The organism is Flaviflagellibacter deserti (genome assembly GCF_042652085.1).
Classification (GTDB): Bacteria; Pseudomonadota; Alphaproteobacteria; order Rhizobiales; family Methylopilaceae; genus Flaviflagellibacter; species Flaviflagellibacter deserti.
In genome coordinates this window covers 1,045,474-1,068,120 of record NZ_JBHSJF010000006.1, presented here as the reverse complement: position 1 = coordinate 1,068,120, position 22,647 = coordinate 1,045,474, and the positions used below count along the sequence as shown (strand labels likewise).

Here is a 22,647-nt window from a genome sequence, read left to right as displayed (position 1 = left end):
AACCATAGCCCTTGTCTGGCGAGCCGAGATGCTGCGGGGTATGGGTCTCGGGCTCGGCTTCGCCGCCCCGAGACACCAAGGAACACGCTTGTTGCGGCGCGGCTCTCAACTACATAAAGCCTTCTCTCGTGACCGGAACCACCCGCACCACCGCTGAATTGAACCCGCGCCGACGCCGCGTGCTTTACCGAGCCTGGCATCGCGGTACGCGGGAGATGGATTTCATCTTCGGCCGATTCACCGATGAGTGGATTGACCGGATGAGCGACACCGAACTCGATGAGTTCGAGCGGATCCTCGACGCGGGCGATACCGAGCTTTTCCTATGGGTCGCCGGCCAGATGCCGGTACCCGCCGAATACGATACCGAACTGTTTCGCCGCATCAGGGCGTTTCATGGAGTGCCGGCTGGGCCGGGTGGACAGGATTTGACGTGAAGCAGGCCGATGTGCTCGCGCGTGGCGGGCAGCTGATCTTTACCCATACGCCGGATGGCTTCGACGCCATGGTGCTCGCCGATCTGGCGCGGGCGCTCGCGCGGAACGACCGCAACGCGCCGGCCGCGATCGCCTATGTCGCTCGCGAGCGCACCCGCATGCATGCGATGGAGCGCGAACTCGCCTTCTTCGCGCCGGACATCGACACGCTGACCTTCCCGTCCTGGGACGTGCTGCCCTATGACCGCGCCTCTCCGAATGCCGCCATCTCGGCGCAGCGGATGACGACGCTCGCCCGCCTGGCCCGCACCAAGCAGGGTGACAAGCCCCGCGTCGTGCTGACGACGGCGAACGCGGTGGTTCAGCGCGTGACCAGCAGGAAGCAGATCGCGGCGCAGAGCCTTTCTGTCGCGCCGGGCAACGCCGTCGATCTCAACGGTCTCGTTCAGTGGCTGGAGACCAACGGCTTCCTGCGCGCCTCGACCGTTCGCGATACCGGCGAATATGCGGTGCGCGGCGGTATCCTCGATCTCTACCCGCCGGGACATCCTGCGCCGGTCCGCCTCGACTTCTTCGGCGACACGCTGGAATCGATCCGGCCGTTCGATCCCGAGACGCAGCGTTCGACCAGCCAGATGAAGGCGCTCGACCTCGTCCCGGTCAGCGAGGTTCTGCTGACGCAGGAGACGATGCGCCGTTTCCGGCAGGCCTATATCGCCGACTTCGGAGCGCCGCACCGCGGCGATGCGCTCTATGAAGCCGTGAGCGAAGGCCGTCGCTATCCGGGCGTCGAGCACTGGCTGCCGCTATTCCACGACGGACTGGAGACCCTGTTCGACCATCTCCCAGGCGCGGTGGTCGTGCTGGACCATCTGGTCGAGGACGCGGCTTCCCAGCGCCTGGCACACGTCGCGGACTATTACGAGGCCCGCAAGAGCGGCCTCGACGAGCAGGCCGGTGGTGCGCCGTATCATCCGCTCAAGCCGGACAAGCTCTATCTGTCGCCGAAGGAGTTCAAGGACGTCCTCGGCAAGAGCGGCCTGGCTCGCTTCTATCCGTTCGAGGCGGAAGCCAGGGAAGGCGTCCAGATCGTGGACGCGGGCGGGCGTCCCGGTCGCAATTTCGCTCCCGAACGCGCCGACGAGAACGCCAATGTCTTCGACGCGGCGGCGAAGCATATCAACGAGCTTCACGAAGCCGGAAAACGCGTCGTCGTCGCCGCCTGGTCGGAGGGTGCACGCGAGCGCCTGAGCCATGTCCTTCACGATCACGGCCTCGAAGACCAGAAAGAAGTCGCGAGCTGGGCCGAGGCGCAGAAGCTCGCCAAGGACCATGTGGGTCTCGCTGTTCTCGGCCTCGAAACAGGCTTCGAGACGCCGGACCTCGCCGTCGTCGGCGAACAGGACATTGTCGGCGACCGCCTGATCCGCGGCCGCAAGAAAGCGCGACGGGCCGCCGACTTTCTCACGGAAGTCACGGGTCTGTCGGCGGGCGATATCGTCGTCCATGTCGATCATGGGATCGGCCGTTTCATGGATCTGAAAGCGATCCAGGCGGCCGGCGCGCCGCATGACTGCCTTGAGATCATCTATGCCGGCGACGCCAAGCTCTATCTGCCGGTCGAGAACATTGAGCTGCTGTCTCGCTACGGTTCCGAGGACACCGACGTCCAGCTCGATCGCCTGGGCGGCGCCGGGTGGCAGAACCGCAAGGCCAAGCTGAAGCAGCGCATCCGCGAAATGGCCGGCGAGCTGATCAAGGTCGCCGCGCAGCGGGCGATGCGCGAGGCGCAGCGGCTCAATCTCGCGGACGGCATGTACGAGGAGTTCGCGGCCCGTTTCCCGTTCGAGGAGACCGAAGACCAGCAGAACGCGATCGATGCCGTGCTCGACGATCTCGCGGCCGGGAAGCCGATGGATCGACTGGTCTGCGGCGACGTCGGCTTCGGCAAGACCGAGGTCGCGCTACGCGCCGCCTTCGTGGCGGCCATGAACGGGAAGCAGGTCGCGGTCGTCGTGCCGACCACGCTGCTCGCTCGTCAGCACTATCGGAACTTCGCGGAACGGTTCCGCGGTTTTCCCCTGAAGGTGGCTCAGGCTTCGCGCTTCGTGGGTTCTGCCGAGATGAAGAAGACGAAGGAGGGCATCGCATCGGGCGATGTCGACGTGGTGGTCGGCACCCACGCCCTGCTGGCCAAGGGCGTTACCTTCAGGGATCTCGGTCTCGTCATCGTCGACGAGGAGCAGCATTTCGGCGTCTCCCATAAGGAACGGCTGAAGCAGATGCGCGCCGAGGTGCATGTGCTCACTCTGACCGCGACGCCGATTCCGCGCACCTTGCAGCTCGCACTGACGGGCGTGCGCGAGCTGTCGATCATTGCGACGCCTCCGGTCGACCGCCTCGCCGTTCGTACATATGTCGCTCCATTCGATCCGCTTGTCGTTCGAGAGGCATTGCTTCGGGAGCGCTATCGCGGCGGCCAGAGCTTCTATGTCTGCCCGCGTATCGAGGACATCGCGACCATCACCGAATTCCTGCGGACTCAGGTGCCGGAGGTGAAGTTCGCAGTCGGTCACGGCCAGATGGCGGCGACCGAACTCGAGGACGTGATGACCGCGTTCTATGAGGGACAGTACGACGTGCTGGTCTCGACCACGATCGTCGAGTCCGGCCTCGACATCCCGAACGCCAATACGCTGATCGTCCATCGCGCCGATATGTTCGGCCTGGCCCAGCTCTACCAGCTTCGCGGCCGCGTCGGCCGGGCGAAGACCCGCGCCTATGCGATCCTGACCACGCCGGTGAACAAGGCGCTGACGGCCAATGCCGAGAAGCGGCTGAAAGTGCTGCAATCGCTGGACAGCCTTGGCGCTGGCTTCCAGCTCGCCTCGCACGACCTCGACATCCGCGGCGCCGGCAATCTGCTCGGCGACGAACAGTCGGGTCATATCCGGGAGGTTGGCTACGAGCTCTATCAGCAGATGCTGGAGGAGGCGGTGGCCGCGCTCAAGGAGGGCGGCGAGGTCATCGACGAGCAATGGTCGCCGACGATCGCGATCGGCACGCCGGTGCTCATTCCCGAGACCTATGTCGAGGATCTGGAACTCAGGCTCGGCCTTTATCGCCGTCTCGCCGGGATCAGCGACGATGCGGACATCGCGGCGTTCGGCGTGGAGCTGGCCGACCGCTTCGGACCGCGTCCGCCGGAGGTCGAGCATCTGCTCAAGATCGTCGGCATCAAGGCGCTGTGCCGGAAGGCGAATGTTGAGAAGATCGATGCAGGCCCGAAGGGCGTGGTCATCGCCTTCCGCGACAACAGCTTCGGCAATCCGGACGGCCTGATCGCGTGGCTCTCGAAGGAGCGGGACGTGAAGCTGCGCCCGGACTTCAAGCTGGTCTTCAAGCGCGACTGGGCGACGCCAGAGCAGCGACTGAAAGGCACGACTGGCCTGATGCGCCAGATCGCCATGATCGCCGAGGCGAGCAAGAAGGCGGCTTAGAGCTTAGGCTACCTGGGCACGGCTGGAGGATTCCGGCCGCGGATAGAGCGCGGGCGAGGCGCCGCGCATATCCAGCGTCGATGCCAGCAACTTGGCGCCGCCCTCGGTCTGGACCGCTTCGCCGAACACCGGGTCGTGCTGGAACTGCGCTTCGGTGCCGGCTTCTGTTGCCGCGATGCCGAGATAGTCTTCCGTCGCGCGCCGTGGGAATGCCAGCCCGCCGATGCGGACCACGCCGTTGCGCACCGATCCGACGCGGATGTCGCCATCATGCAGCGCCGCCGGAAGGCCCGTATCGACCCATCCATCGAAGTCGATGTTGAGCGTCGGCGCCCCGGTTGCGGCGGGTAGGTTCGCCGCCGGCGTCATGGCGCCGCGCAGGACGAGCCGACCCTGGTTTGAGACCTTGGTTTCGATCATCGCCCGACCCAAAGGGGTCGTGCGCTGGAGACGCACTGCGCCGTGTGGGATGGGCTGAGGCCGGCCGTCGGCCTCGCGGCGAGCGGCGATGAGACCGATTTCGCCGAACGTGATCACGTCGGTCAGGATCGGGCCGCCGGATGCGATCGTGATCTTGCTCGGCCGTTCCCCGGTCCGCCAGACGGCAGATACGGTACGGGTAGGGCGGGTCGGCAGGCGGCCGGCTCGGGCCATGCCGGCGACGAGCGCGCCCGGCAGCACGACATGGGTCGCGCCTTCGGTGGCCAAAGCGCCTGCGAGCGCGCGAGAGCTGAAGGGCTGGTGAAGGACGAGTGGCGCACCGGAAAGCAGGCTGGCGATCAGGCCGGTCGCCATGCCGGCAAGGCTCGTCCCGAACATCGTGGTCGCGATGACGTCGGCGCCACCGATACCGGCTTCGAGAATATAACCAAGGCCGGCCGCCAGGAGATCGCAATGAGCGCGCGGCACTGGAACGAAGCCACCGGCGACGGCATCCCAGGTGATCGCGGCGAGATGCTGGCCGGGTTTCCCGGCACGGTCGGGAAGCTTCTCGAATTCCTCGGAGGCGAACTCGTCGATCTGCTCCTCGATCGGCACGACACCGTCCGGCACGTTCCGGCCGTAGGCAAGGATGAAGCGCACCGAGAAGGCTTCGAAAGCGGCGTGGCAGAGGACTTCGCCAGGACGCATGCTGCCGCTGCGCGAGGTTGTCAGGACAGCTTTCACGCCGAGTCGGCTGAAAGCCTGTCCGATCTCGCGTTGGCGCCATGCGAGCGGGATCGGGGTCACCACGTATCCCGCTCGCAGGATGGCGAGGAAGGAGACGATCTGCTCGACCGTGTTCGGCATCTGCAGGGCGATGACGGCGTCGCGGCCAAGGTCGAGCGAACGGAGAGCACGCGAAAGCTTCTCCACCTCGCGGTCGAGCGCTGCCCAGGTCAGGCGGCGCGGCGCACCGTCGGTGAATACGGGACGGTCGGCCGGGTCGACGACCGCGCGGGCGTCAGGTCGCGTCGTGGCCAGCCGCGCAAGCAGGCTGTCGAGCGTTACGTCCTCGCCAAAACTGTCGCCCGCAGCAAGCGAACGGTGTCGCTTCAAGATCATCCGAAACGCCCCCCGGCGTGTGACGCGATCGTCATTGCCCCAACTCCCGCCACCAGACCTCGGGAATCGCCCCGTAGAGTGGAGTGATTTGCGGCCGTCCGATATGGGACCAGCGGGCAATCCACTTCTTTGGCTGGTGAAAAAGCGGAATTACATAGAATCCCGACAGTAGAACGCGGTCGAGAGCGCGCGTCGCCGTCACGAGATCATCGCGGCTGCGCGCTGCGGTGATGGTGGAGATCATCGCATCGATCGCGGGCTGTTTGGTCCCCATGTAGTTTCGGGTGCCGGGAGCATCGGCCGCCGACGAGCCCCAATAGAACGCCTGCTCGTTGCCCGGAGAGAGCGAACTGTCCCAGGCGTACTGCGTCATGTCGAAATCATAGGATAGCAGCCGGCTGTCGAATTGCACTGCGTCGACCAGCCGGATGTCGGCTTGGATGCCGGCCCGGCCGAGGTCGCGGGCATAGGCGATCGCAATGCGCTCCTGCTCCTTGGTGCGGATCAGGAGCTCGAACCGAAACGGCTCGCCGCGCTCGTTCTTCAGCGTTCCGTCGGCGAGCTGCCAGCCGGCCGAACGCAGCAGCGTCAGCGCAGTCCGGAGCTGATCGCGATCCCTGCCGGAGCCGTCGGTGACAGGAGGCTTCCACGCGCCTTCGAGGATGTCGTCTCGAACGACGTTGGGGAACGGCGCCAGCAACGCGCGTTCGGCTTCGCTGGCCGGCCGCCGCAGCGCCGACAATTCGGAGCCGTGGAAGTAGCTGCCGGTTCTGGCCAGAAGGCCATGATAGAGATTGGTGTTTGCCCATTCGGCATCGAACAGGATTTCGAGGGCCTCGCGCACCCGGACATCCTGGAAGATCGGCCGTCTCGTATTGAAGACGAATGCGCTGATCGGTTTCGGCGCGCCGCTCACGATCTCGTCCTTGACCAGTCGGCCGTCGCGGACGGCCTGCTCGTCATAGCCCGTCAGCCATGTCGCCGGGTCGGTTTCGACGCGGATGTCGTATAGGCCGCGCCGAAACGCCTCCAGCAAGGTATTGGCGTCGCGATAGAAATCATAGCGGATCTCGCCGTAATTGCCCCAGCCTCGTGTCGTCGGCAGGCCGTTGCCCCAATAGTCGGGGTTGCGGCTGAGAGTGAAGCTGCGACCTGCGTCTACCTGCGAAATCACGTAGGGGCCGGAACCGACCAACGGCTCCAGGCCGCCGTTTTCGAACGTCTCGGGATTGGTCGCGTGCTTCGGCAGGATCGGCATCAGGCCGAGGATCAGGGGAAGCTCGCGATCGCCGGACCTGGAGATGTCGAAACGGATCGTCCGCTCGTCGATGATCTCCGCCTTCGAGACCTTGCTGTAGTAAGTCCGATGATTGGGCCGGCCGTGATCGCGCAACAATTGCCAGGAAAAGACGACGTCTTCGGGCGTCACGGGCTGGCCGTCGGAGAATCGCGCCTTCGGATTCAGCCGGAACTCGACGAAGCTCCGGTCGTCCGGCGTGGCTATGCTCTCGGCGAGCAGGCCGTAGAGTGTGAAGGGCTCGTTGTAAGAGCGGGCCATCAGCGGTTCGATGACGTTGTTGCCGATCGCCTGCTGAGGGGCCGTCCCGCGGACGATGAAGGGATTCAGGCTGTCGAAGGTGCCGAGCACGCCGTAGGTGATGCGTCCGCCTTGCGGGGCATCCGGCCGGACATAGGAGAGGGCACTGAAATCAGAGGGCAGCGCCGGTTCGCCATGCATGGCAATGCCGTGCCTCGGCTCCGCGGATGGCGCGGCGGAGCTAGGGATTCCGAGCAGAGCCGTGAAGCCTAGCCAAAAGAGAAATCCACAGACTGAACGCAAGCAAATTCCCGATCATGATTCGCGCGCTTTGAAGTGTATCATACGGGTCACGCAAGCTCGGTAAGCGCTTGCGATAGCAAAGCTGCCTGTTAATCCCTGAAACAGCTTGTCTTCGGTCACGCTGATGCCGTATTTCGCCGCGAGACAGCGGACCAATCAGCGCCCGACATTGCACCGTCAAACCTCGCGAGAGATTGCTCCGTTACTGGGGGAACACCGAATGATGAACTGCACTTTCCGCACGTCCGCGCAGATCGCGGCAGTCGGAGTGACACTCGCTCTGATGCCGGCCGTGGCTTTCGCCCAGGCGCCGTCGCTTGTACCGCCGCCGTCGGCAGCCCCGCCGGCCGCCGCCCCCAAGCCCGCCGCGCCTAAGCCGGCGGCTCCGAAGCCAGCGGCGCCGAAGCCGGCGGCTGCTGCTCCAACCGCTGCCCCGAACCTCCCGCCGGTCAGCGCGGCGATGGGCGCTGCGGTGCCCGCCAACAACGGCCCGAAGCCGGAATGGATGAAAGTCTGCGGCAAGGACGACAAGCAGAAGACCGAACTCTGCTCGGTTTCGAGCTACATCCAGGCTGACGCCGGCAACGTGGTCGGTGAGATCCGCCTGCTGGACGTCAAGCGTGACAAGGAATCGAAGCGCATCATTGAGGCGCTCATTCCCCCGGGCTTCCTGATCCCGCCGGGGGTCAACCTCGTCATCGACGACGCCAAGCAGCCGATCACCGGCCGTTATCGCGTGTGCTACCAGAACGTCTGCCTGGCCGAAGTCCAGGTCACCGACGAGACGCTCGCCGCCATCCGCAAGGGTTCGATGCTGACGTTCTTTGCCGCTAACGCGCAGGGACAATGGGTCGGCGCCAAGGCCTCGCTCGCCGGCTTCAGCTCCTCGTATGACGGTCCGTCGCTCGACCCGAAGGTCTATGAGGAGAAGCGGAAGAGCTTCGAGGAAGGTCAGAACAAGCTTCAGAGCGAGCTGATGAAGCGCGCCGAGGAGCAGCGCAAGAAGCTGCAGGACGGTGTTCCGGCCGCTGCGGCTCAGCCGGCTCCGGGCGAACCGGTCAAGACCCAGTAAGACCCCGAAACGGTCAATTCTCGGAACAGACGCGCGGTCCATCGGGCCGCGCGTTTTTCATTTCGGCAGGAGGTTGGGTGGGAAATCAGCGGGCGGGCCTTTCGAGGTCCAACGCCGATGCGCCCACATCCACTGGCCCGGATATTCCCGGATCCAGCGTTCGAAGGTCGCCTGAACCGTCGCGGTGGTCGCCGCGATGTCCGCGGCCCGGTCGCCGCTATCGGCGACCGGAATGGGCTCGATTTCCACGCGGAATCGGCACCCCTTCAGCCGGACCACCCGTGCGCCGACCAGCGGATAATCCAGCGACATCGCCAGGAAGGCGGGCAGGGGCGTCGACGGCGCGGGATGGCCAAAGAAGGGGACCATAATGCCGTCGCCAATGCGCTGATCGGCCAGGACGCCGGGCGGATTGCCGCCCTTGCCCCATGCGAGCAGGCGCCTGGCTGCGGCCTGGCCCTTCACGAAAAGCCCGCCGGGATAATAGGGCGTGCGGACCCCGACGACCCAGCGGTCGACCAGCGGGTTGTTGACCTTCTGGTAGATGCCCCCGATCGGAAAGCCGGCGCGCGTGAAGGCCGCAGCGGCGAGCTCCCAATTGGCGCAGTGAAGGGAGGTCACGACAAACCGACCGCCGCTCTTGCGCAGCTCTTCGACCAGACCTGTGGTCGGGAATTCGATCCGGCATGGATCGGACATCACGCGGTCGATCATCAGGCCCTCAGCAAATGTCCGGCCGAGATTTTCCCAGACATCGCCTGCAATCTCGAGGCGTTGCGTCTCGTCGAGGTCGGGGAACGCCACCGCGAGATGACGGAGTGCTGCCTCGTGCCGGCGATTGAGGGGCGCGAACCAGCGCCAGAGCTTGCCACTGACCGCTGAACCGATGTCGGGTCCAAGCAGCCGGAAGAATTGCTCGAGGCCCCGCAGCAGTCCGTATTCGACGGCGAACTGCAAATCGCGCGCGCGGGCGCTCTTCTGCTTCCGAGGTTTCGCCATTGGTCTAGACGTCCGCTCTGGCGGCGATGCCCTGGCGCATGATCGCCCGGCGCAAGGGCGGGATCGCGCCGAGCGCGCATAGCCCGGCGGCACGCCCGATCTGAGCCGGCAGGAACTCTGACATCAGCGAGCGATTGAGAACGTCGACAAAGGCCGAGCGCGGCCTGACATCGGCGGACCGGGCACGATCATAGGCCCCGATGAGATCGGAGCCGCCGATATCTCCATGCCGGTCACTCGCGACGACGACGAAATCGGCGATGGCTGCCGCGTCGCGAACTCCGAGATTGAGCCCCTGTGCGCCGATCGGCGGCAGAACATGGGCGGCCTCGCCGACGAGGGCGATGCGCCGTGCCGCGAAGCGATTGGCGACCAGCGAGGAGAGGGGACGTTTGCCGCGCGGCGAGTCGGGAGTGATGTTGCCCAAAATGCCGTGGGTGCGCTGCTGCAGCTCCCGTCCGACCGCGGCGTCGTCGAGCTCGCTCAATCGCTCCACCGTCGCCGGTGTGTCGACCAGGACGACGCTGGACCGGTTTCCCGGGAGCGGAACGAGCGTGAGCGGACCACCTGTGGTGTGGAACTCGGTCGAGACGTCATGGTGCGGACGTGTGTGGCGGACATTGAGCGTGAGCGCGGCCTGCGGGTAATCGCGCGTCTTCGCCGAAATGCCCGCGGCTCGACGGCAGATCGAGTTCCGGCCATCGGCGCCGACGATCAACGCGCCCGCAATCTTTTCGCCGCTCTGCAATGAGACGATCGCCCGATCGTCGTCCGACCGCACCGACGCGACCATTTCGTTCCTGATCGTCAGGGCTGGGAGCGCTTCGGCGGTTTCACGCAAAGCGGTGACGAGGACGCTGTTCTCGATGTTGTGGCCGAAAGAGGTGAAGCCCAGTTCCGCCGCGTCAAAGAGTACTTCGGGAGCGTGGATCAGCCGGTCGGTCGCATCGACGATGCGGAGCTTCTTCAGTGCTCCTGTCTGCGGGGCCAAGCGAGGCCAGAGGCCGAGCCGGGTAAGGATGCGAAGCGAGCCCTGCATCAGGGCCGTGGTGCGCGTGTCCTTCGGCGCGGGACCGGCAATCAGGGTCGTCGGCACTCCAGCGCGCGCAAGCAAAGCGGCGGCGACGAGGCCGGCCGGGCCTCCACCCACGACGATGACGTGATTGCGCTCGGTTTCCACCGAAACTCCTGGGTTCAGCTTCTCACTGAATAGGGATTCCCGGCCGCGGGAACAATGCTAGGTTCGCGCCATGGAGCCGCAGATTCCCGTTCCGTTGCGTTTGAAGTTCGCCGGCTATTCGGTCCATGCACTGACCGCCAGCGGCGCGGTGCTGGGATTTCTCGCCCTTCTGGCCGCGATCGACCATCGCTTCGTCGAGATGTTCATCTGGCTCGGCATCGCGCTTTTCGTGGATGGGATCGACGGAACATTCGCCCGCAGGGCCAATGTGAAGGAAACGGCCATCGCGATCTCGGGCGATACTCTCGACCTCGTGGTCGACTACGTCACCTATGTTCTCGTCCCGGCATTGGCGATGTTCCAGGCCGGCCTTTTTCCACTCGGCTGGGGCACGGTCGCGGCCGGGGCGATCTGCCTGACGGCGGCGCTCTATTTCGCCGATGTCCGGATGAAAACCGACGACTGGTATTTTCGCGGTTTCCCGGCCGTCTGGAACCTGTTCGCCTTCTTCGCCTTTCTGCTGAAGCCGGAGCCATGGATCACGTTCGGTCTCGTCATCCTGTTCTCGGGGCTGACATTCGCGCCGATCGCATTCGTTCATCCGATGCGGGTCGTCCGGCTCAAATTGTTGACGCTGCTCATGCTCGGCGCAGGGACGGTGCTCGCTGTCGCGGCGTTGTTCTGGAACCTCGACCCGCCCGGCCCCGTAGTTCTCGGATTGCTGGTCGTTGGAGCGTATTTCCTGCTCTTCGGCCTATTCCGCCCCAAATCGCAGGACTGAGAAGATGTTCGATCTCCTGATGTCGCCCGAAGCCTGGGCCGCGCTCGTCACCCTAACCGCGATGGAGATCGTGCTCGGAATCGACAACATCGTCTTCCTTGGGGTGCTCACCTCTCGGCTGCCGGCGGCGAAGGCAAAGCGGGCGCGTCAGATCGGCCTGGCGCTGGCTCTGATCTTCCGGATCGTCCTGCTCAGCGCGCTAGCCTGGCTGATGAAGTCGACCGAACCGCTGTTCGAACTGTTCGGCCAGGGATTCTCGCTTCGCGACATCATCCTGGTCGCAGGTGGCGGCTTCCTGCTGGTGAAGAGCACGCTGGAGATTCACGGCGGCATCGAGGGTATGGACGAGGAGCAGCATGGCAAGGTCTCGGAGGCCGCCTTCGGCATGCTGATCCTGCAGATCGTCGCGATTGATGCCGTGTTTTCGATCGACTCGATCATCACAGCCATCGGCATGGCACAGCATATCGAGATCATGATCGCGGCCGTCGTCATTGCGATCGCACTGATGTATTTCGCCGCCGGCCCTGTCACCGATTTCATCTCGAAGCATCCGACGACGCGGATGCTGGCGCTCAGCTTCCTGATGCTGATCGGCGTCGCGCTTGTCGTCGACGGGTTCGGTATCTATGTACCGCGCGGATATATCTATTCCGCGATGGCGTTCTCCGCTCTGGTCGAGATGTTGAACGTGATCGCCCGGGGACGCAGGGAGCGCCGGAGGAAGCCAAAGCCGGCGCGATGAGGGGAACCATGGTCGAGGCAGTACGTGTTCACAAGTTGGGCGGACCCGAGGTCCTGACTTACGAGACGATCGGGAGCAGACCTCCAGGACCGAGCGAGATCCGGATCAGGACGACCGCCATCGGCGTAAATTTCATCGATGTCTATTTCCGCACAGGCCTCTACGCATCCGATACGCCGTTCATCGCCGGCAAGGAAGCGGCTGGCGTCGTCGAGGAAGTGGGGGAGGGTGTCACCGACTTTCGGGTCGGGGATCACGTCGCTTCCGCCACGCTGTCGGGTTCCTACGCGACCGAGCTGACTGCGCCGGCCGCCGTCTTCGTGAAAGTACCGGACGGCATTTCGGACGAGACAGCGGCGGCGATGATGCTGAAAGGGATGACCGCGCGTTATCTCCTGCGCCGCACCTTCAAGGTCGGGCCGGAGCACACGATCCTGTTCCACGCGGCATCTGGCGGCGTCGGTTCGATCGCCACGCAATGGGCCAAGCATCTCGGCGCGACGGTGATCGGAACCGTCGGTTCAGAGGAGAAGGCGAAGCTGGCAAAAAAGAACGGCGTCGACCACACGATCCTCTATCGCACTGAGGACTTCGTGCAGCGCGTCGCCGAGATAACTGGCGGAGCGAAGTGCGACGTCGTTTATGACTCGGTCGGCCAGCAGACCTGGAAAGGGTCTCTCGATTGCCTGAAGCCGCTCGGCCTGTATGTGCTGTTCGGCAATTCCTCCGGCGCGGTGACCGACTTCAATCCCTCGCTTCTCGCGCAGAAGGGATCCCTGTTCATGACCCGGCCGACTTTGTTCGGCTACACCGCGAAGCGTGAAGACCTGATCGAAACGGCGAACGATCTGTTCGACGTTGTGAAGAGCGGCGCGGTCGAGATCCCGATCGGAGCGCGCTTCGCCCTGAAGGATGCCGCGGATGCCCATCGTGCGCTGGAGAGCCGCGGAACGACCGGCTCGACGATCCTAATCCCCTGAATGAGCAAGGGCCCGCCTCGTCGAGGCGGGCCCTTCTTCGCCTTGGCGGGCCGAAGCCAGCCGGTCGGCGGCTACCGTCAGGCGGCCTTCTGGTTGAGGCCGCTGAGTGCGATCTTGGAGAGAAGCTGGTCGGTCTTCTTCTCTTCCACGAGCGTCTGTTCGAGAAGTCTGGACGCGTCCTTCATGCCGAGCTGGTTGGCCCAGGCGACGAGCGTGCCGTAGCGCGAAATCTCGTAATGCTCGACTGCTTGCGCATCGGAGAGAAGGGCTGCGTCGAGGACCTGCTTGTCCTCGATCTCTTCCATCGCTTCCTTGCTCTCCTCGACGAGGCCTTCCATCGCCGCGCAGGGCTTGCCCTGGGCGCGCTTGCCGAGCATTTCGAAGACCTGTTCGAGACGTTCGACCTGACCCTCGGTTTCGGTGCGATGCGTCTCGAAGGCATCCTTGAGCTGCGGCGTCGCGGCCTTTTTTGCCATTTTCGGCAATGCCCTAAGCACTTGCTTCTCGGCGTGGTAGACATCCTTCAGTGTGTGGAGGAACAGGTCCTCCATCGTCTTGACGGCCATTGGCGTTCTCCGCGTTTGATCCCAGCCCGAGAACGTGCCGGGCTGTCCGGAGTTCCGGCCGATCAACAACGAAGAGAATAAATGCCGCGCGGCTCAGCCGCCGGTAACGGACATGTGGCGCGAAACGGCCGGGCGCTTGTGCTGCCGGTCGATTACGAAATCATGGCCCTTCGGCTTGCGCGCGATGCCAGCCTCGATGGCTGCGTGAAGGGCTTCATCGCTCTCGGACGCGCGAAGCGGCAGGCGAAGATCGGCGGCGTCTTCCTGGCCGAGGCACATGAAGAGAGTGCCCGTGCAGGTCACCCTGACGCGATTGCAGCTTTCGCAGAAATTGTGGGTGAGGGGAGTGATGAAGCCCAGGCGGCCGCCGGTTTCGGCCACCCGCACATAGCGGGCTGGGCCCCCGGTCCGATCCGGAAGATCGGTCAGCGTGTAATGGCGTTCGAGCCGGGCACGGACCGTCGATAGCGGCAAATACTGATCGGTTCGATCGCCGTCGATATCGCCGAGCGGCATGGTCTCGATCAGAGTTAGGTCCATACCGAAGCCGTGCGCCCATTCGAGCATGCGCTCGAGCTCGTCCTCGTTGCCGTCCTTCAGGGCGACGGCGTTGATCTTGACCTTGAGGCCGGCCGAACGGGCGGCGGAGATGCCGTCCAGAACCTGGGCGAGATCGCCGCGACGCGTGATGGCGCGGAACTTCACCGGATCGAGCGTGTCGACGGATACGTTGATGCGCTTCACGCCTGCTGCCGCCAATTCCGCGGCATAGCGCGCGAGCTGCGTGCCGTTGGTGGTGAGCGTCAACTCCTCGAGCGCGCCGGACTCCAGATGCCGGGACAGACTGCGGATCAGCGTCATCAGATCGCGACGGACGAGCGGCTCGCCGCCGGTGAGACGGAGTTTGCGGACGCCGCGCGCGATGAACGCCGAGCAAAGACGGTCCAGTTCTTCCAGCGTCAGCAGATCGCGCTTCGGCAGGAAAGTCATGTCCTCCGCCATGCAGTACACGCAGCGGAGGTCGCAACGGTCCGTCACCGAAACCCGCAGGTAGGTGATCTCGCGGTGGAACGGGTCGATCAGCGGGCTATAGCGCGCGGTTTCGCCGGGGGTGGAGAGCGCTGTCATATGAGGGATGTATGGTGGATTTCTTCGCCTTGCAATCGGTGCTTTCTATCCCGCCATTCTGTCTTTCATTCAGGCGCTCGAAATCAGCAAAATTTGGGGTGGAACAGACGCGAAAAGATGCGCAACGAAAGTATAAGGAGCACGGGGAGGGCTCCGTCAAATGGGACCCAATCTGGCCCCATCATGTGTCGTCATTTTCGTAAGTGGCTAAAAACAAACAATAAATCCGGTCGCCGGACCGTCACACGAGGTTCATCCGAGGCCAGTAACTGCTTGCGCCGGACACTGCCCTTAAGGAGAACCACAGTGACCTCCAAGCTTTCTCGACTGCTTTCCATTTCTGCCGCCCTGGTGATGGCGTCCTCGACGATCGTCGCCGCCGAGCCGAGCGCTGAACTCATCGCCGCCGCCAAGAAGGAAGGCACGCTCACCACGATCGCCCTTCCGCACAATTGGTGCGGCTATGCAGAGGTGATCTCCACCTTCAAGGCGAAGTACGGCCTCGAAGTAAACGAGCTCAACCCGGATGCGGGTTCGGGCGACGAGATCGAAGCGATCAAGGCGAACAAGGGCAATACGGGCCCGCAGGCTCCCGACGTTATCGACGTCGGTCTCTCCTTCGGCCCGTCGGCCAAGAAAGAAGGCCTGCTGCAGCCGTACAAGGTGTCGACCTGGGCCTCGATGCCGGACAGCGCCAAGGATCCGGAAGGCTATTGGTACGGCGACTATTACGGCGTTCTGTCGTTCGTCGTGAACACGGACATCGTCAAGAACGTCCCGAAGGACTGGGCCGATCTGAAGAAGTCCGAGTTCGCCAACAGTGTGTCGCTCGCCGGTGACCCGCGCGCCTCGAACCAGGCCGTCCAGGCTGTCTACGCCGCCGGCGTGGCGGCTGGTGAAATGGACGCGGCAAAGATCGGCGAAGCCGGTCTCAAGTATTTCGCCGAACTCAACAACGCCGGCAATCTCGTTCCGGTCATCGGCAAGTCGGCCTCGCTCGCCCAGGGCTCGACCCCCATCGTCGTCGCCTGGGACTATAACGGCCTCTCCTGGAAGGACAGCTTGAAGGGCAATCCGCCGGTCGAAGTCGTCGTCCCGCAGTCGGGCGTCGTCGCCGGCGTCTACGTCCAGGCGATCTCTGCCTATGCGCCGCATCCGAACGCCGCCAAGCTTTGGATGGAGCATCTGTACTCGGACGAGGGACAGATCCTGTGGCTCAAGGGCTATTGCCACCCGATCCGCTTCAACGACCTCGCCAAGAACGGCAAGGTGCCGAAGGAGCTCCTCGACAAGCTGCCGCCGGCCAACCTCTACGCCAAGGCCGTGTTCCCGACGCTCGAGGAACAGGACAAGGGCAAGACGGCGATCACCACGAAGTGGGACAGCACCGTCGGCGCCAACGTCAAGTAAGCTCGATCAAGGCCTCTCCGCCCAACGCGGAGAGGCCATTTTTGACGTCCGGAATATCCCAGCATGACCGCCGTTTCTGCTCCCGCAGCCAGCACAGCACCATTGATCAAAAAGGACACGGTTATCGACTGGCTGGGCATGGCGCCCTTCATCATCTTCTCGCTGCTCTTCCTGATCATTCCGACGCTCTACCTCGTCACCGGCGCGTTCTTCACGCCCGAGGGAGAGTTCACCTTCCAGAACATCGCCGATCTGTTCACGCCCTCGATCATGAGCGCGTACTGGATCAGCATCAAAGTATCGCTCGCCTCCTCGCTCGGCGGAGCGCTGATTGGCTTCTTCCTGGCCTGGGCGGTGGTGCTCGGCGGCCTGCCGAACTGGGTGCGGTCGACGCTGCTGACCTTCTCCGGCGTCGCCTCAAACTTCGCTGGCGTGCCGCTCGCCTTCGCCTTCCTCGCCACGCTCGGCCGCACGGGCCTCGTCACGATCTTCCTGCGCGGCTGGTTCGGCTTCAGCCTCTACGGCACCGGCTTCAACCTGCTGAGCTTCTTCGGCCTGACCATCACCTACATGTACTTCCAGATCCCGCTGATGGTCCTGATCCTGACGCCTGCGCTGGACGGCATGAAGAAGGAATGGCGGGAGGCGTCTGAAATCCTCGGAGCGACCAACTTCCAGTACTGGACCATGGTCGCGTTCCCCATCCTGTGGCCGAGCCTGCTCGGTACGACGCTGCTGCTCTTCGCGAACGCATTCGGCGCCATCGCCACCGCCTATGCGCTGACCGGCAGCTCGCTGAACATCGTGCCGATCCTGCTCTACGCGCAGATCCGCGGTGACGTCCTGCACAATCCGAACCTCGGCTACGCGATCGCTCTCGGCATGATCGTCATCACCGGCGTGTCGAACGTCCTCTATCTCATGCTGCGCATGCGCGCCGAACGGTGGCAGAAATGAAGGGCTCACGTATCGGCGCCTGGATCGCCGTCATCGTCGGCGCGAGCTATTTCATCATCCCGCTGCTCGGCACGCTGGAGTTCTCGCTGCGCATGCGGCGTGGCGTATACAGTATCGACGCCTACGCGTCGGTCTTCACCGATCCGCAGTTCCGCGCGACCTTCGGCTATTCCATGCTGATGGCGCTGCTGACCATCGTGTTCGGCATGCTGCTCGTCGTGCCGACCGCCTATTGGGTTCGGCTGCGCGTGCCGAGGATGCGGCCGATCGTCGAGTTCATCACGCTGCTGCCGCTGGTCATCCCGGCGATCGTGATCGTGTTCGGCTATCTCAGGATGTACAATTCCTCGTCCGTCCTACCGCTGACCGGCAATGCGATGGGCACGAACATCCTGCTCGTCTTCTCCTACATCACTCTGTCCTTGCCCTACGTGTACAGGGCGGTCGACACCGCCATGCGAGCGATCGACGTCCGTGTGCTGACCGAGGCCGCGGAGAGCCTCGGCGCCAGTTGGACGACGATCATGTTCAAATGCATTTTCCCGAACGTGATGAGCGGCGTTCTCTCGGGCGCCTTCATCACGCTGGCGATCGTCATGGGCGAATTCACCATGGCCGCTCTGCTCAACCGTCCGGCGTTCGGTCCGTATCTCCAGCTCGTCGGCGCCAACAAGGCCTACGAGCCGTCGGCGCTCGCCGTGATCGCCTTCACGATCACCTGGCTCAGCATGGGTCTTCTCAATCTCATCTCGGGTGCCCGCAGGGGCGCCCCGGCAAGGTAACCGGCCATGTCCTTTCTCGCGCTCAACAACATCCAGAAGTCGTTCGGTCCGGTTCAGGTCGTCCAGAACTTCAACATGAACATCGAGAAGGGGGAGTTTATCTCCTTCCTCGGCCCATCCGGCTGCGGCAAGACCACGGTTCTGAGGATGATCGCGGGCTTCGAGACGCCAACTGGCGGCACGCTTTACATCAACGGCAAGGACCAGCGTCCGCTGAAGCCGAACCAGCGCAATATCGGCATGGTGTTCCAGGCTTACGCGCTGTTTCCGAACATGACCGTCTACGACAACGTCGCCTTCGGCATGAAGGTGGCGGGCGCTCCGAAGGCCGAGACGGATAGCCGCGTCAAGGAGATGCTCGGTCTCATCAAACTAGACCATCTGGCCGATCGCTATCCCTACCAGATGTCGGGCGGACAGCAGCAGCGCGTGGCTCTTGCCCGCGCGCTCGCGGTCAAACCGCAGGTGCTCCTTCTCGACGAGCCGCTGTCGGCGCTCGATGCCAAGATCCGCGTGTCGCTGCGTGAGGAAATCCGCGCGATCCAGCGTCAACTCGGGATCACCACCGTCTTCGTCACTCACGACCAGGAAGAGGCGCTGTCGATTTCCGACCGCATCGTGGTGATGAATGCCGGCAAGGCCGACCAGATTGGCACCCCGTTCGAGATCTACAACACGCCAGCGACCCGCTTCGTCGCGTCCTTCGTCGGCACGCTGAACCTGATCGAGGCCGAGGTCATCGATCCGGCGTCGAACTGCATCCGCATCGGCGATCAGGACATCACGCTCAAGCAGTCGCTCGCGAGCTACAATGGCGGCGACAAGGTTTCCCTTGCGCTTCGTCCAGAGGCCGGTTCGCTGTCCGAGGGGATCAAAAGCGATACGGCACTGACCGGACAGGTGGTGTCCGCTCACTTCCTGGGCTCGGTCATCCGCACCCGCATGGATGTTGGCGGTAACGTCATCTCGTTCGATATGTTCAACAGCCCGGGCGTGACGCCTCCGGTTGCCGGAGAGACTGTGACACTTCGCTTCATGGCCGCGGACCTGCTCGTGATCCGCGACTGAGGATCAGGGCAGGGCGATCAAAGCGTGGCTCGGGACCGGCGAGACGTCGATGACGTCCGCAGGATCGGTCATCGGCGCCGCCTCGAACTTGATGCCGGCCATGTCCTCGTTCTGCCAGGTCAGCGAGCAGAGACGACGCACCGGCAGATTGCCTTCGATATCGAGGACGAATTGCGGGGGCAGCCTCACCGGTCGCAGGAGCTGCACCAGCGCACCCTCCTGCGAAACATCACGCACCACGCATCCCAGTGGCCGGGCCCTCGGTACGCGGAGATTGGCCTCGATGGAAATCGGAACCCGCTCGTAACGCCGTCTCTGCGGTTGTTCGACCGCGCCTGCCATGTGCCCCATCCCCGCACTGGTTTCGTGCGAACAAAGCGGGCAGAGATGTCATTGTCGAGAGTGTTTTGGGTACTCGGAAAGGCGTTGGTGAACGGCCGGTTTAGGGACTCGCCCGAATTTCTTCAGTTCCCTCGAAGACGGATTGAAGCCATGCCGAAATCGAAGGCCAGGGCCTCGATTTCATCGCCGGTCAGAGCGCCTTGGTCGAGGTCTCTGTCGTCACGCCAAACGCCTCGCTGGATTTCGTAAAAAGCTTTTTGCGCGCGCGATTGGCCTGGAAGGCCAGATCGAGAAGCTTCGGCGATTGCTTGATGGTCCGCTTCGCGTGGAGCTTGGCCGCCTCGAACGCGGCGAACGGCACACCTGCCGGAGAATGTGCCTTGATCGTCCGGATGAGATCGAGCTCCACATCGCAGATCTCCTTCTTCACGCCGACTTCGCCGCGCGAGAAGTCGAAGAGCGGAGTGCCAGCGATCGTGGCCTGTTCGAGCACATGATTGAGCAGAAGCCGCCCGGGAGAGTGCTTGGTGTGCGGCCCCTCCTCATGCGCCATCTGATAGAGCAGCCATGATACCGGCCCCGCCAGCGTCAGATTGAGCGCGATCGTATGGCCGTCACGCTGAATCCCGTAAAGGTGCCAGACCTCGCCGCCTGCCAGCATGCGGGAGACGATCAAGTCGCGTTCCTGCGGATCGACAAATGGATTGTTCGCGCCGCGGGCGTCCAGCTGGTCGGATTTCCATTTGAAGATGCGGTGCAGGTTCTCACGGAGCGCTTGCGGCTCGGTGAACCGGACGAATTCGATGTTGCCCTCTCCATCGAGCCTGCGGCGCTTTTCTTTCAGGCCGCGCCGCGTGCCGCCGCTGTGCATGGCGGTATAAAAGGTCTCCCAATCTGTTCCGAGATTGAGAGCGAAGGCCGGCATTCCTTCGGAATGAGCCGACCACTGCGCGAACGGATTGGGTGCGCCGCTAACCTGGGCCGGCTGGCGATAGAGAAGCGTGGCCGAGGGATCGCCGGTCAGGCTTCGAAGGCGCTTCCAGATCGCGTCGACGTCGTTCGGAGCCAGCGTGCGGAACAGGTTCTTCTCGATCACCGGCAGGAAATAGTCGGTCCAGTCGTCGCCGTGCCATTGCAGTACGCGAACGCCGAAAGACTTCCGGATCATCAGTGGGAAGATCGCCTGAACATTGCTCTTGTCGCGGACGACGACAAATGCCCGCTCCGTATTCGCGGACAGTGTGACGGTCTTGTGCCAGTCGAATTGTTGGAACGGCGTGATCAGTGCGCGTTTCTCTAGATCGCGCCAGTCATTCTCGACTTCGCTAAACGAGTGCGCAACAGTCCACTTGAGGTCAAGCATAGTGCTGATCCGAAACTAACATATGACTTTCATCAAAGGCGACGTATCTTAATATCTGATGGATACGGTGATTTACCGTAGAGATATAATCTCCAGGTCGTAAACCAAACGAGAACTCTGTTCGCCGAAAGTCGGATCAACGGGGGATTGGTCCGTGACGGCTTGGTCACTGTCGAAATTGAGCTTTCGGGCCCAGATCGGCTTGTTGACGAGCGCGGTGGCGATTCTCGTATCGGCCATGGTTGGCCTCGGAGCAGTCGCGGTCAGCCGCAACCAGACGGTCGAATTGATCCGCGCCGATCTCCAGGCCGTCGCACGGACCATGGCCGACCGGCTTGGCGGGGGTGTGAACGAAAAGCTCCGCGAGATCAGCCTCCTCGGCGACCTCGAGCCTCTATCGGAAATATGGTCGGACGCCGCTCAGATCAGGTCAGCCCTCGAACTATTGCAGCAGGCTACGCCGACCTTCGCGTGGATCGGTTTCGCCGATAAAACGGGCAAGGTGATCGCGGCGACCGAACGCCTGCTGGAAGGTAAATCGGTCGCGGACCGGCCGTGGTTCGTTCATGGCCTGATCGGCAACACCATCGAGGACGTGCACGAGGCGAAGCTTCTCGCCGATCTCTTGCGCGACCGGGCACAGCTCGAGCCGCTTCGTTTCTTCGACGTCGCATCCCCGGTCTACAATGCGGGCGGAGAACTCGTCGGCGTGCTCGGCGCGCACATCAATTGGGAATGGGCGAGCGAACTGAGAACGTCGACGCTCGCAGCCGACAGCCATCCCGACACGAAAATCCTGATCGTCCGTCGCGACGGAACCGCGATCCTTGGTGGCGAGGCGCCGGATCAGAAAGTCCTGACGACCGAACAGGCAGCTTATGCGTACAGGACGGGCGCCGGCGCATTCGCGGACGATCAGAACGTCTCGGCTTTCGCCGTGATGCGTGGCCGCGAGGGTGCGCAGCTTGGCTGGATCGTGGTCGCGCAGCAGCCGGCGGCAACCGCGCTGGCCCCGTTGACTCGCCTGACCGCCACGATCGCGGCGCTTGGCTTGGGGACCGGGTTGCTCGGGCTTCTGGCAGCCGGTGGAATCGCACGGCGCCTTTCGCAGCCTCTCCATGCGTTGGCGGATGAAGCCGACCAGATCGGCCGCGACCCCGGCAAGACTATGATCCATCACCAGCACGGCTCGGCCGAAATTGAGCAGCTGTCCGCGTCCTTGAGATCGCTTCTGCGTCGGCTCGGGCTGGAGGAGGAAAAGCGCCATGCGCTAGAGGAAGAGGCGACAGAGACCGTGCATCGTCTCGCGGCCGATATCCGCGAACTCAAGGCCTTAGCTCACACGGATCCGCTGACTGGTTTGTTGAACCGCCGCTCGTTCATGGAGGTCGCCGAGCGCGCCATGCGCCAGAAACGGACTGCCGAAATGTCCGCCGCGGTGTTCGTGATCGACATCGACCACTTCAAGCTCGTCAATGACACGTTTGGCCATGCCGTCGGCGACGAGACGCTGAAGCATGTCGCCGAGACGATCTCCGCCGCTCTCCGTGAAAAGGATCGCGCGGCGCGATTTGGTGGAGAGGAGTTCGTCGCGCTCGTGCAGGACGTTAGCCGGAAGAGCCTGGCGGAAATGGCCGAGCGCGTGCGCGGATCGGTGTCCGTTCGTGCCGTTCTGCCGAACGGTGACACGGTGACGGTCAGCATCGGCGCCGCGATGATCCTGGCCGATGATATTGATATCGAAAAGGTCATCGAACGTGCGGACCAGGAGCTTTACCGGGCCAAGCTTTCGGGTCGCAACCGGGTCTGTATTTCTCCTGTCCGCTCGTCTCTGGCGGCCTGAGCCAGGAGCGGATCAGCCTTTCAAGTGTCGCATGGCGTTTTAGGGTAGGGGATAGGCGCAATTGTGCCGGCCCCCGAGCCGGTTTTCCAACCCGCCTTCAATCTGGGAA

At 63.5% G+C, this 22,647-nt stretch carries 19 protein-coding genes; 11 read left to right on the top strand and 8 right to left on the bottom strand.

Features of this window, described 5'->3' with window-relative positions:
- Positions 1-128: 128 nt before the first annotated feature.
- Together ACFPFW_RS12135 and mfd are read left to right on the top strand one after the other, a co-directional pair.
- A complete protein-coding gene (locus ACFPFW_RS12135; RefSeq protein WP_114956194.1) occupies positions 129-437 on the top strand; it encodes an FAD assembly factor SdhE in 309 nt (102 codons plus the stop codon).
- Positions 434-3,937, top strand: coding sequence for a transcription-repair coupling factor (gene mfd / locus ACFPFW_RS12130; protein ID WP_379770885.1), 3,504 nt, complete (start codon positions 434-436; stop codon positions 3,935-3,937). The genes ACFPFW_RS12135 and mfd overlap by 4 nt, the downstream gene beginning before the upstream one ends.
- A gap of 3 nt (positions 3,938-3,940) precedes the next feature.
- Here mfd and ACFPFW_RS12125 read toward each other — a convergent pair whose 3' ends face one another.
- Entirely contained in the window at positions 3,941-5,482 is a 1,542-nt protein-coding gene (locus ACFPFW_RS12125) for an AMP-binding protein (RefSeq protein WP_114956055.1), read from the bottom strand.
- Between the two features lie 31 nt (positions 5,483-5,513).
- Positions 5,514-7,220 (bottom strand): extracellular solute-binding protein, encoded by a 1,707-nt coding sequence (locus ACFPFW_RS12120; RefSeq protein ID WP_114956056.1) that lies wholly within the window; start codon positions 7,218-7,220, stop codon positions 5,514-5,516.
- A 322-nt stretch (positions 7,221-7,542) separates the two neighbouring features.
- On the opposite strand from ACFPFW_RS12120, the gene ACFPFW_RS12115 reads away from it, so the two are divergent.
- A complete protein-coding gene (locus tag ACFPFW_RS12115) occupies positions 7,543-8,394 on the top strand; it encodes an invasion associated locus B family protein (protein ID WP_162799607.1) in 852 nt (283 codons plus the stop codon).
- 57 nt (positions 8,395-8,451) lie between these two features.
- Here ACFPFW_RS12115 and ACFPFW_RS12110 read toward each other — a convergent pair whose 3' ends face one another.
- Together ACFPFW_RS12110 and ACFPFW_RS12105 are read right to left on the bottom strand one after the other, a co-directional pair.
- Positions 8,452-9,393 carry a lysophospholipid acyltransferase family protein gene (locus ACFPFW_RS12110; RefSeq protein WP_114956058.1) on the bottom strand — a complete coding sequence of 314 codons (942 nt, stop codon included), beginning with the start codon at positions 9,391-9,393 and terminating at the stop codon, positions 8,452-8,454.
- Positions 9,394-9,397: 4 nt separating this feature from the next.
- Entirely contained in the window at positions 9,398-10,573 is a 1,176-nt protein-coding gene (locus tag ACFPFW_RS12105; RefSeq protein WP_114956059.1) for a UbiH/UbiF family hydroxylase, read from the bottom strand.
- Between the two features lie 70 nt (positions 10,574-10,643).
- Between ACFPFW_RS12105 and ACFPFW_RS12100 the strand changes: the two genes are divergently transcribed.
- From ACFPFW_RS12100 to ACFPFW_RS12090, 3 genes are read left to right on the top strand one after another with little or no spacing between them, the layout of a single operon-like run.
- The gene (locus tag ACFPFW_RS12100) at positions 10,644-11,354 is read left to right on the top strand and encodes a CDP-alcohol phosphatidyltransferase family protein (protein WP_114956060.1); all 711 of its coding nucleotides are present in this window, start codon (positions 10,644-10,646) and stop codon (positions 11,352-11,354) included.
- Between the two features lie 4 nt (positions 11,355-11,358).
- Complete coding sequence (locus ACFPFW_RS12095) at positions 11,359-12,099, top strand: TerC family protein (RefSeq protein WP_114956061.1); 741 nt, start codon at positions 11,359-11,361, stop codon at positions 12,097-12,099.
- A gap of 8 nt (positions 12,100-12,107) precedes the next feature.
- Entirely contained in the window at positions 12,108-13,079 is a 972-nt protein-coding gene (locus ACFPFW_RS12090; protein WP_114956062.1) for a quinone oxidoreductase family protein, read from the top strand.
- Positions 13,080-13,156: 77 nt separating this feature from the next.
- Here the strand turns inward: ACFPFW_RS12090 and ACFPFW_RS12085 are convergent, their stop codons facing one another.
- Both ACFPFW_RS12085 and moaA read right to left on the bottom strand, forming a co-directional pair.
- Entirely contained in the window at positions 13,157-13,645 is a 489-nt protein-coding gene (locus ACFPFW_RS12085; protein ID WP_114956063.1) for a YciE/YciF ferroxidase family protein, read from the bottom strand.
- Between the two features lie 93 nt (positions 13,646-13,738).
- On the bottom strand, positions 13,739-14,773 hold the full coding sequence (gene moaA / locus ACFPFW_RS12080) for a GTP 3',8-cyclase MoaA (protein ID WP_114956064.1): 1,035 nt from the start codon (positions 14,771-14,773) through the stop codon (positions 13,739-13,741).
- A gap of 354 nt (positions 14,774-15,127) precedes the next feature.
- Here moaA and ACFPFW_RS12075 point away from each other — a divergent pair, with 354 nt between their 5' ends.
- From ACFPFW_RS12075 to ACFPFW_RS12060, 4 genes are all read left to right on the top strand, one after another.
- Positions 15,128-16,183: an ABC transporter substrate-binding protein gene (locus tag ACFPFW_RS12075; protein WP_379771482.1), complete on the top strand. Its 1,056-nt coding sequence runs from the start codon at positions 15,128-15,130 to the stop codon at positions 16,181-16,183.
- A 63-nt stretch (positions 16,184-16,246) separates the two neighbouring features.
- On the top strand, positions 16,247-17,140 hold the full coding sequence (locus tag ACFPFW_RS12070; protein WP_114956066.1) for an ABC transporter permease: 894 nt from the start codon (positions 16,247-16,249) through the stop codon (positions 17,138-17,140).
- Positions 17,137-17,922: an ABC transporter permease gene (locus ACFPFW_RS12065; RefSeq protein WP_114956067.1), complete on the top strand. Its 786-nt coding sequence runs from the start codon at positions 17,137-17,139 to the stop codon at positions 17,920-17,922. The genes ACFPFW_RS12070 and ACFPFW_RS12065 overlap by 4 nt, the downstream gene beginning before the upstream one ends.
- Before the next feature lie 6 nt (positions 17,923-17,928).
- Positions 17,929-18,990 carry an ABC transporter ATP-binding protein gene (locus ACFPFW_RS12060; RefSeq protein ID WP_114956068.1) on the top strand — a complete coding sequence of 354 codons (1,062 nt, stop codon included), beginning with the start codon at positions 17,929-17,931 and terminating at the stop codon, positions 18,988-18,990.
- A gap of 3 nt (positions 18,991-18,993) precedes the next feature.
- On the opposite strand, the gene ACFPFW_RS12055 is transcribed toward ACFPFW_RS12060, so the two are convergent.
- Both ACFPFW_RS12055 and ACFPFW_RS12050 read right to left on the bottom strand, forming a co-directional pair.
- Positions 18,994-19,332 (bottom strand): PilZ domain-containing protein, encoded by a 339-nt coding sequence (locus ACFPFW_RS12055; RefSeq protein WP_162799608.1) that lies wholly within the window; start codon positions 19,330-19,332, stop codon positions 18,994-18,996.
- A gap of 190 nt (positions 19,333-19,522) precedes the next feature.
- Complete coding sequence (locus tag ACFPFW_RS12050) at positions 19,523-20,695, bottom strand: GNAT family N-acetyltransferase (RefSeq protein WP_114956070.1); 1,173 nt, start codon at positions 20,693-20,695, stop codon at positions 19,523-19,525.
- A 154-nt stretch (positions 20,696-20,849) separates the two neighbouring features.
- Between ACFPFW_RS12050 and ACFPFW_RS12045 the strand changes: the two genes are divergently transcribed.
- On the top strand, positions 20,850-22,538 hold the full coding sequence (locus ACFPFW_RS12045; protein WP_162799609.1) for a diguanylate cyclase: 1,689 nt from the start codon (positions 20,850-20,852) through the stop codon (positions 22,536-22,538).
- Positions 22,539-22,647: the final 109 nt, after the last annotated feature.

Bases quoted from the DNA above. Each gene is read 5' to 3' on its own strand.
- ACFPFW_RS12125 (WP_114956055.1), bottom strand. From the start codon at position 5,482: ATGATCTTGAAGCGACACCGTTCGCTTGCTGCGGGCGACAGTTTTGGC.
- ACFPFW_RS12120 (WP_114956056.1), bottom strand. From the start codon at position 7,220: ATGCATGGCGAACCGGCGCTGCCCTCTGATTTCAGTGCCCTCTCCTAT.
- ACFPFW_RS12115 (WP_162799607.1), top strand. From the start codon at position 7,543: ATGATGAACTGCACTTTCCGCACGTCCGCGCAGATCGCGGCAGTCGGA.
- ACFPFW_RS12110 (WP_114956058.1), bottom strand. From the start codon at position 9,393: ATGGCGAAACCTCGGAAGCAGAAGAGCGCCCGCGCGCGCGATTTGCAG.
- ACFPFW_RS12100 (WP_114956060.1), top strand. From the start codon at position 10,644: ATGGAGCCGCAGATTCCCGTTCCGTTGCGTTTGAAGTTCGCCGGCTAT.
- ACFPFW_RS12095 (WP_114956061.1), top strand. From the start codon at position 11,359: ATGTTCGATCTCCTGATGTCGCCCGAAGCCTGGGCCGCGCTCGTCACC.
- ACFPFW_RS12090 (WP_114956062.1), top strand. From the start codon at position 12,108: ATGGTCGAGGCAGTACGTGTTCACAAGTTGGGCGGACCCGAGGTCCTG.
- ACFPFW_RS12085 (WP_114956063.1), bottom strand. From the start codon at position 13,645: ATGGCCGTCAAGACGATGGAGGACCTGTTCCTCCACACACTGAAGGAT.
- moaA (WP_114956064.1), bottom strand. From the start codon at position 14,773: ATGACAGCGCTCTCCACCCCCGGCGAAACCGCGCGCTATAGCCCGCTG.
- ACFPFW_RS12075 (WP_379771482.1), top strand. From the start codon at position 15,128: ATGGCGTCCTCGACGATCGTCGCCGCCGAGCCGAGCGCTGAACTCATC.
- ACFPFW_RS12070 (WP_114956066.1), top strand. From the start codon at position 16,247: ATGACCGCCGTTTCTGCTCCCGCAGCCAGCACAGCACCATTGATCAAA.
- ACFPFW_RS12065 (WP_114956067.1), top strand. From the start codon at position 17,137: ATGAAGGGCTCACGTATCGGCGCCTGGATCGCCGTCATCGTCGGCGCG.
- ACFPFW_RS12060 (WP_114956068.1), top strand. From the start codon at position 17,929: ATGTCCTTTCTCGCGCTCAACAACATCCAGAAGTCGTTCGGTCCGGTT.
- ACFPFW_RS12055 (WP_162799608.1), bottom strand. From the start codon at position 19,332: ATGGCAGGCGCGGTCGAACAACCGCAGAGACGGCGTTACGAGCGGGTT.
- ACFPFW_RS12050 (WP_114956070.1), bottom strand. From the start codon at position 20,695: ATGCTTGACCTCAAGTGGACTGTTGCGCACTCGTTTAGCGAAGTCGAG.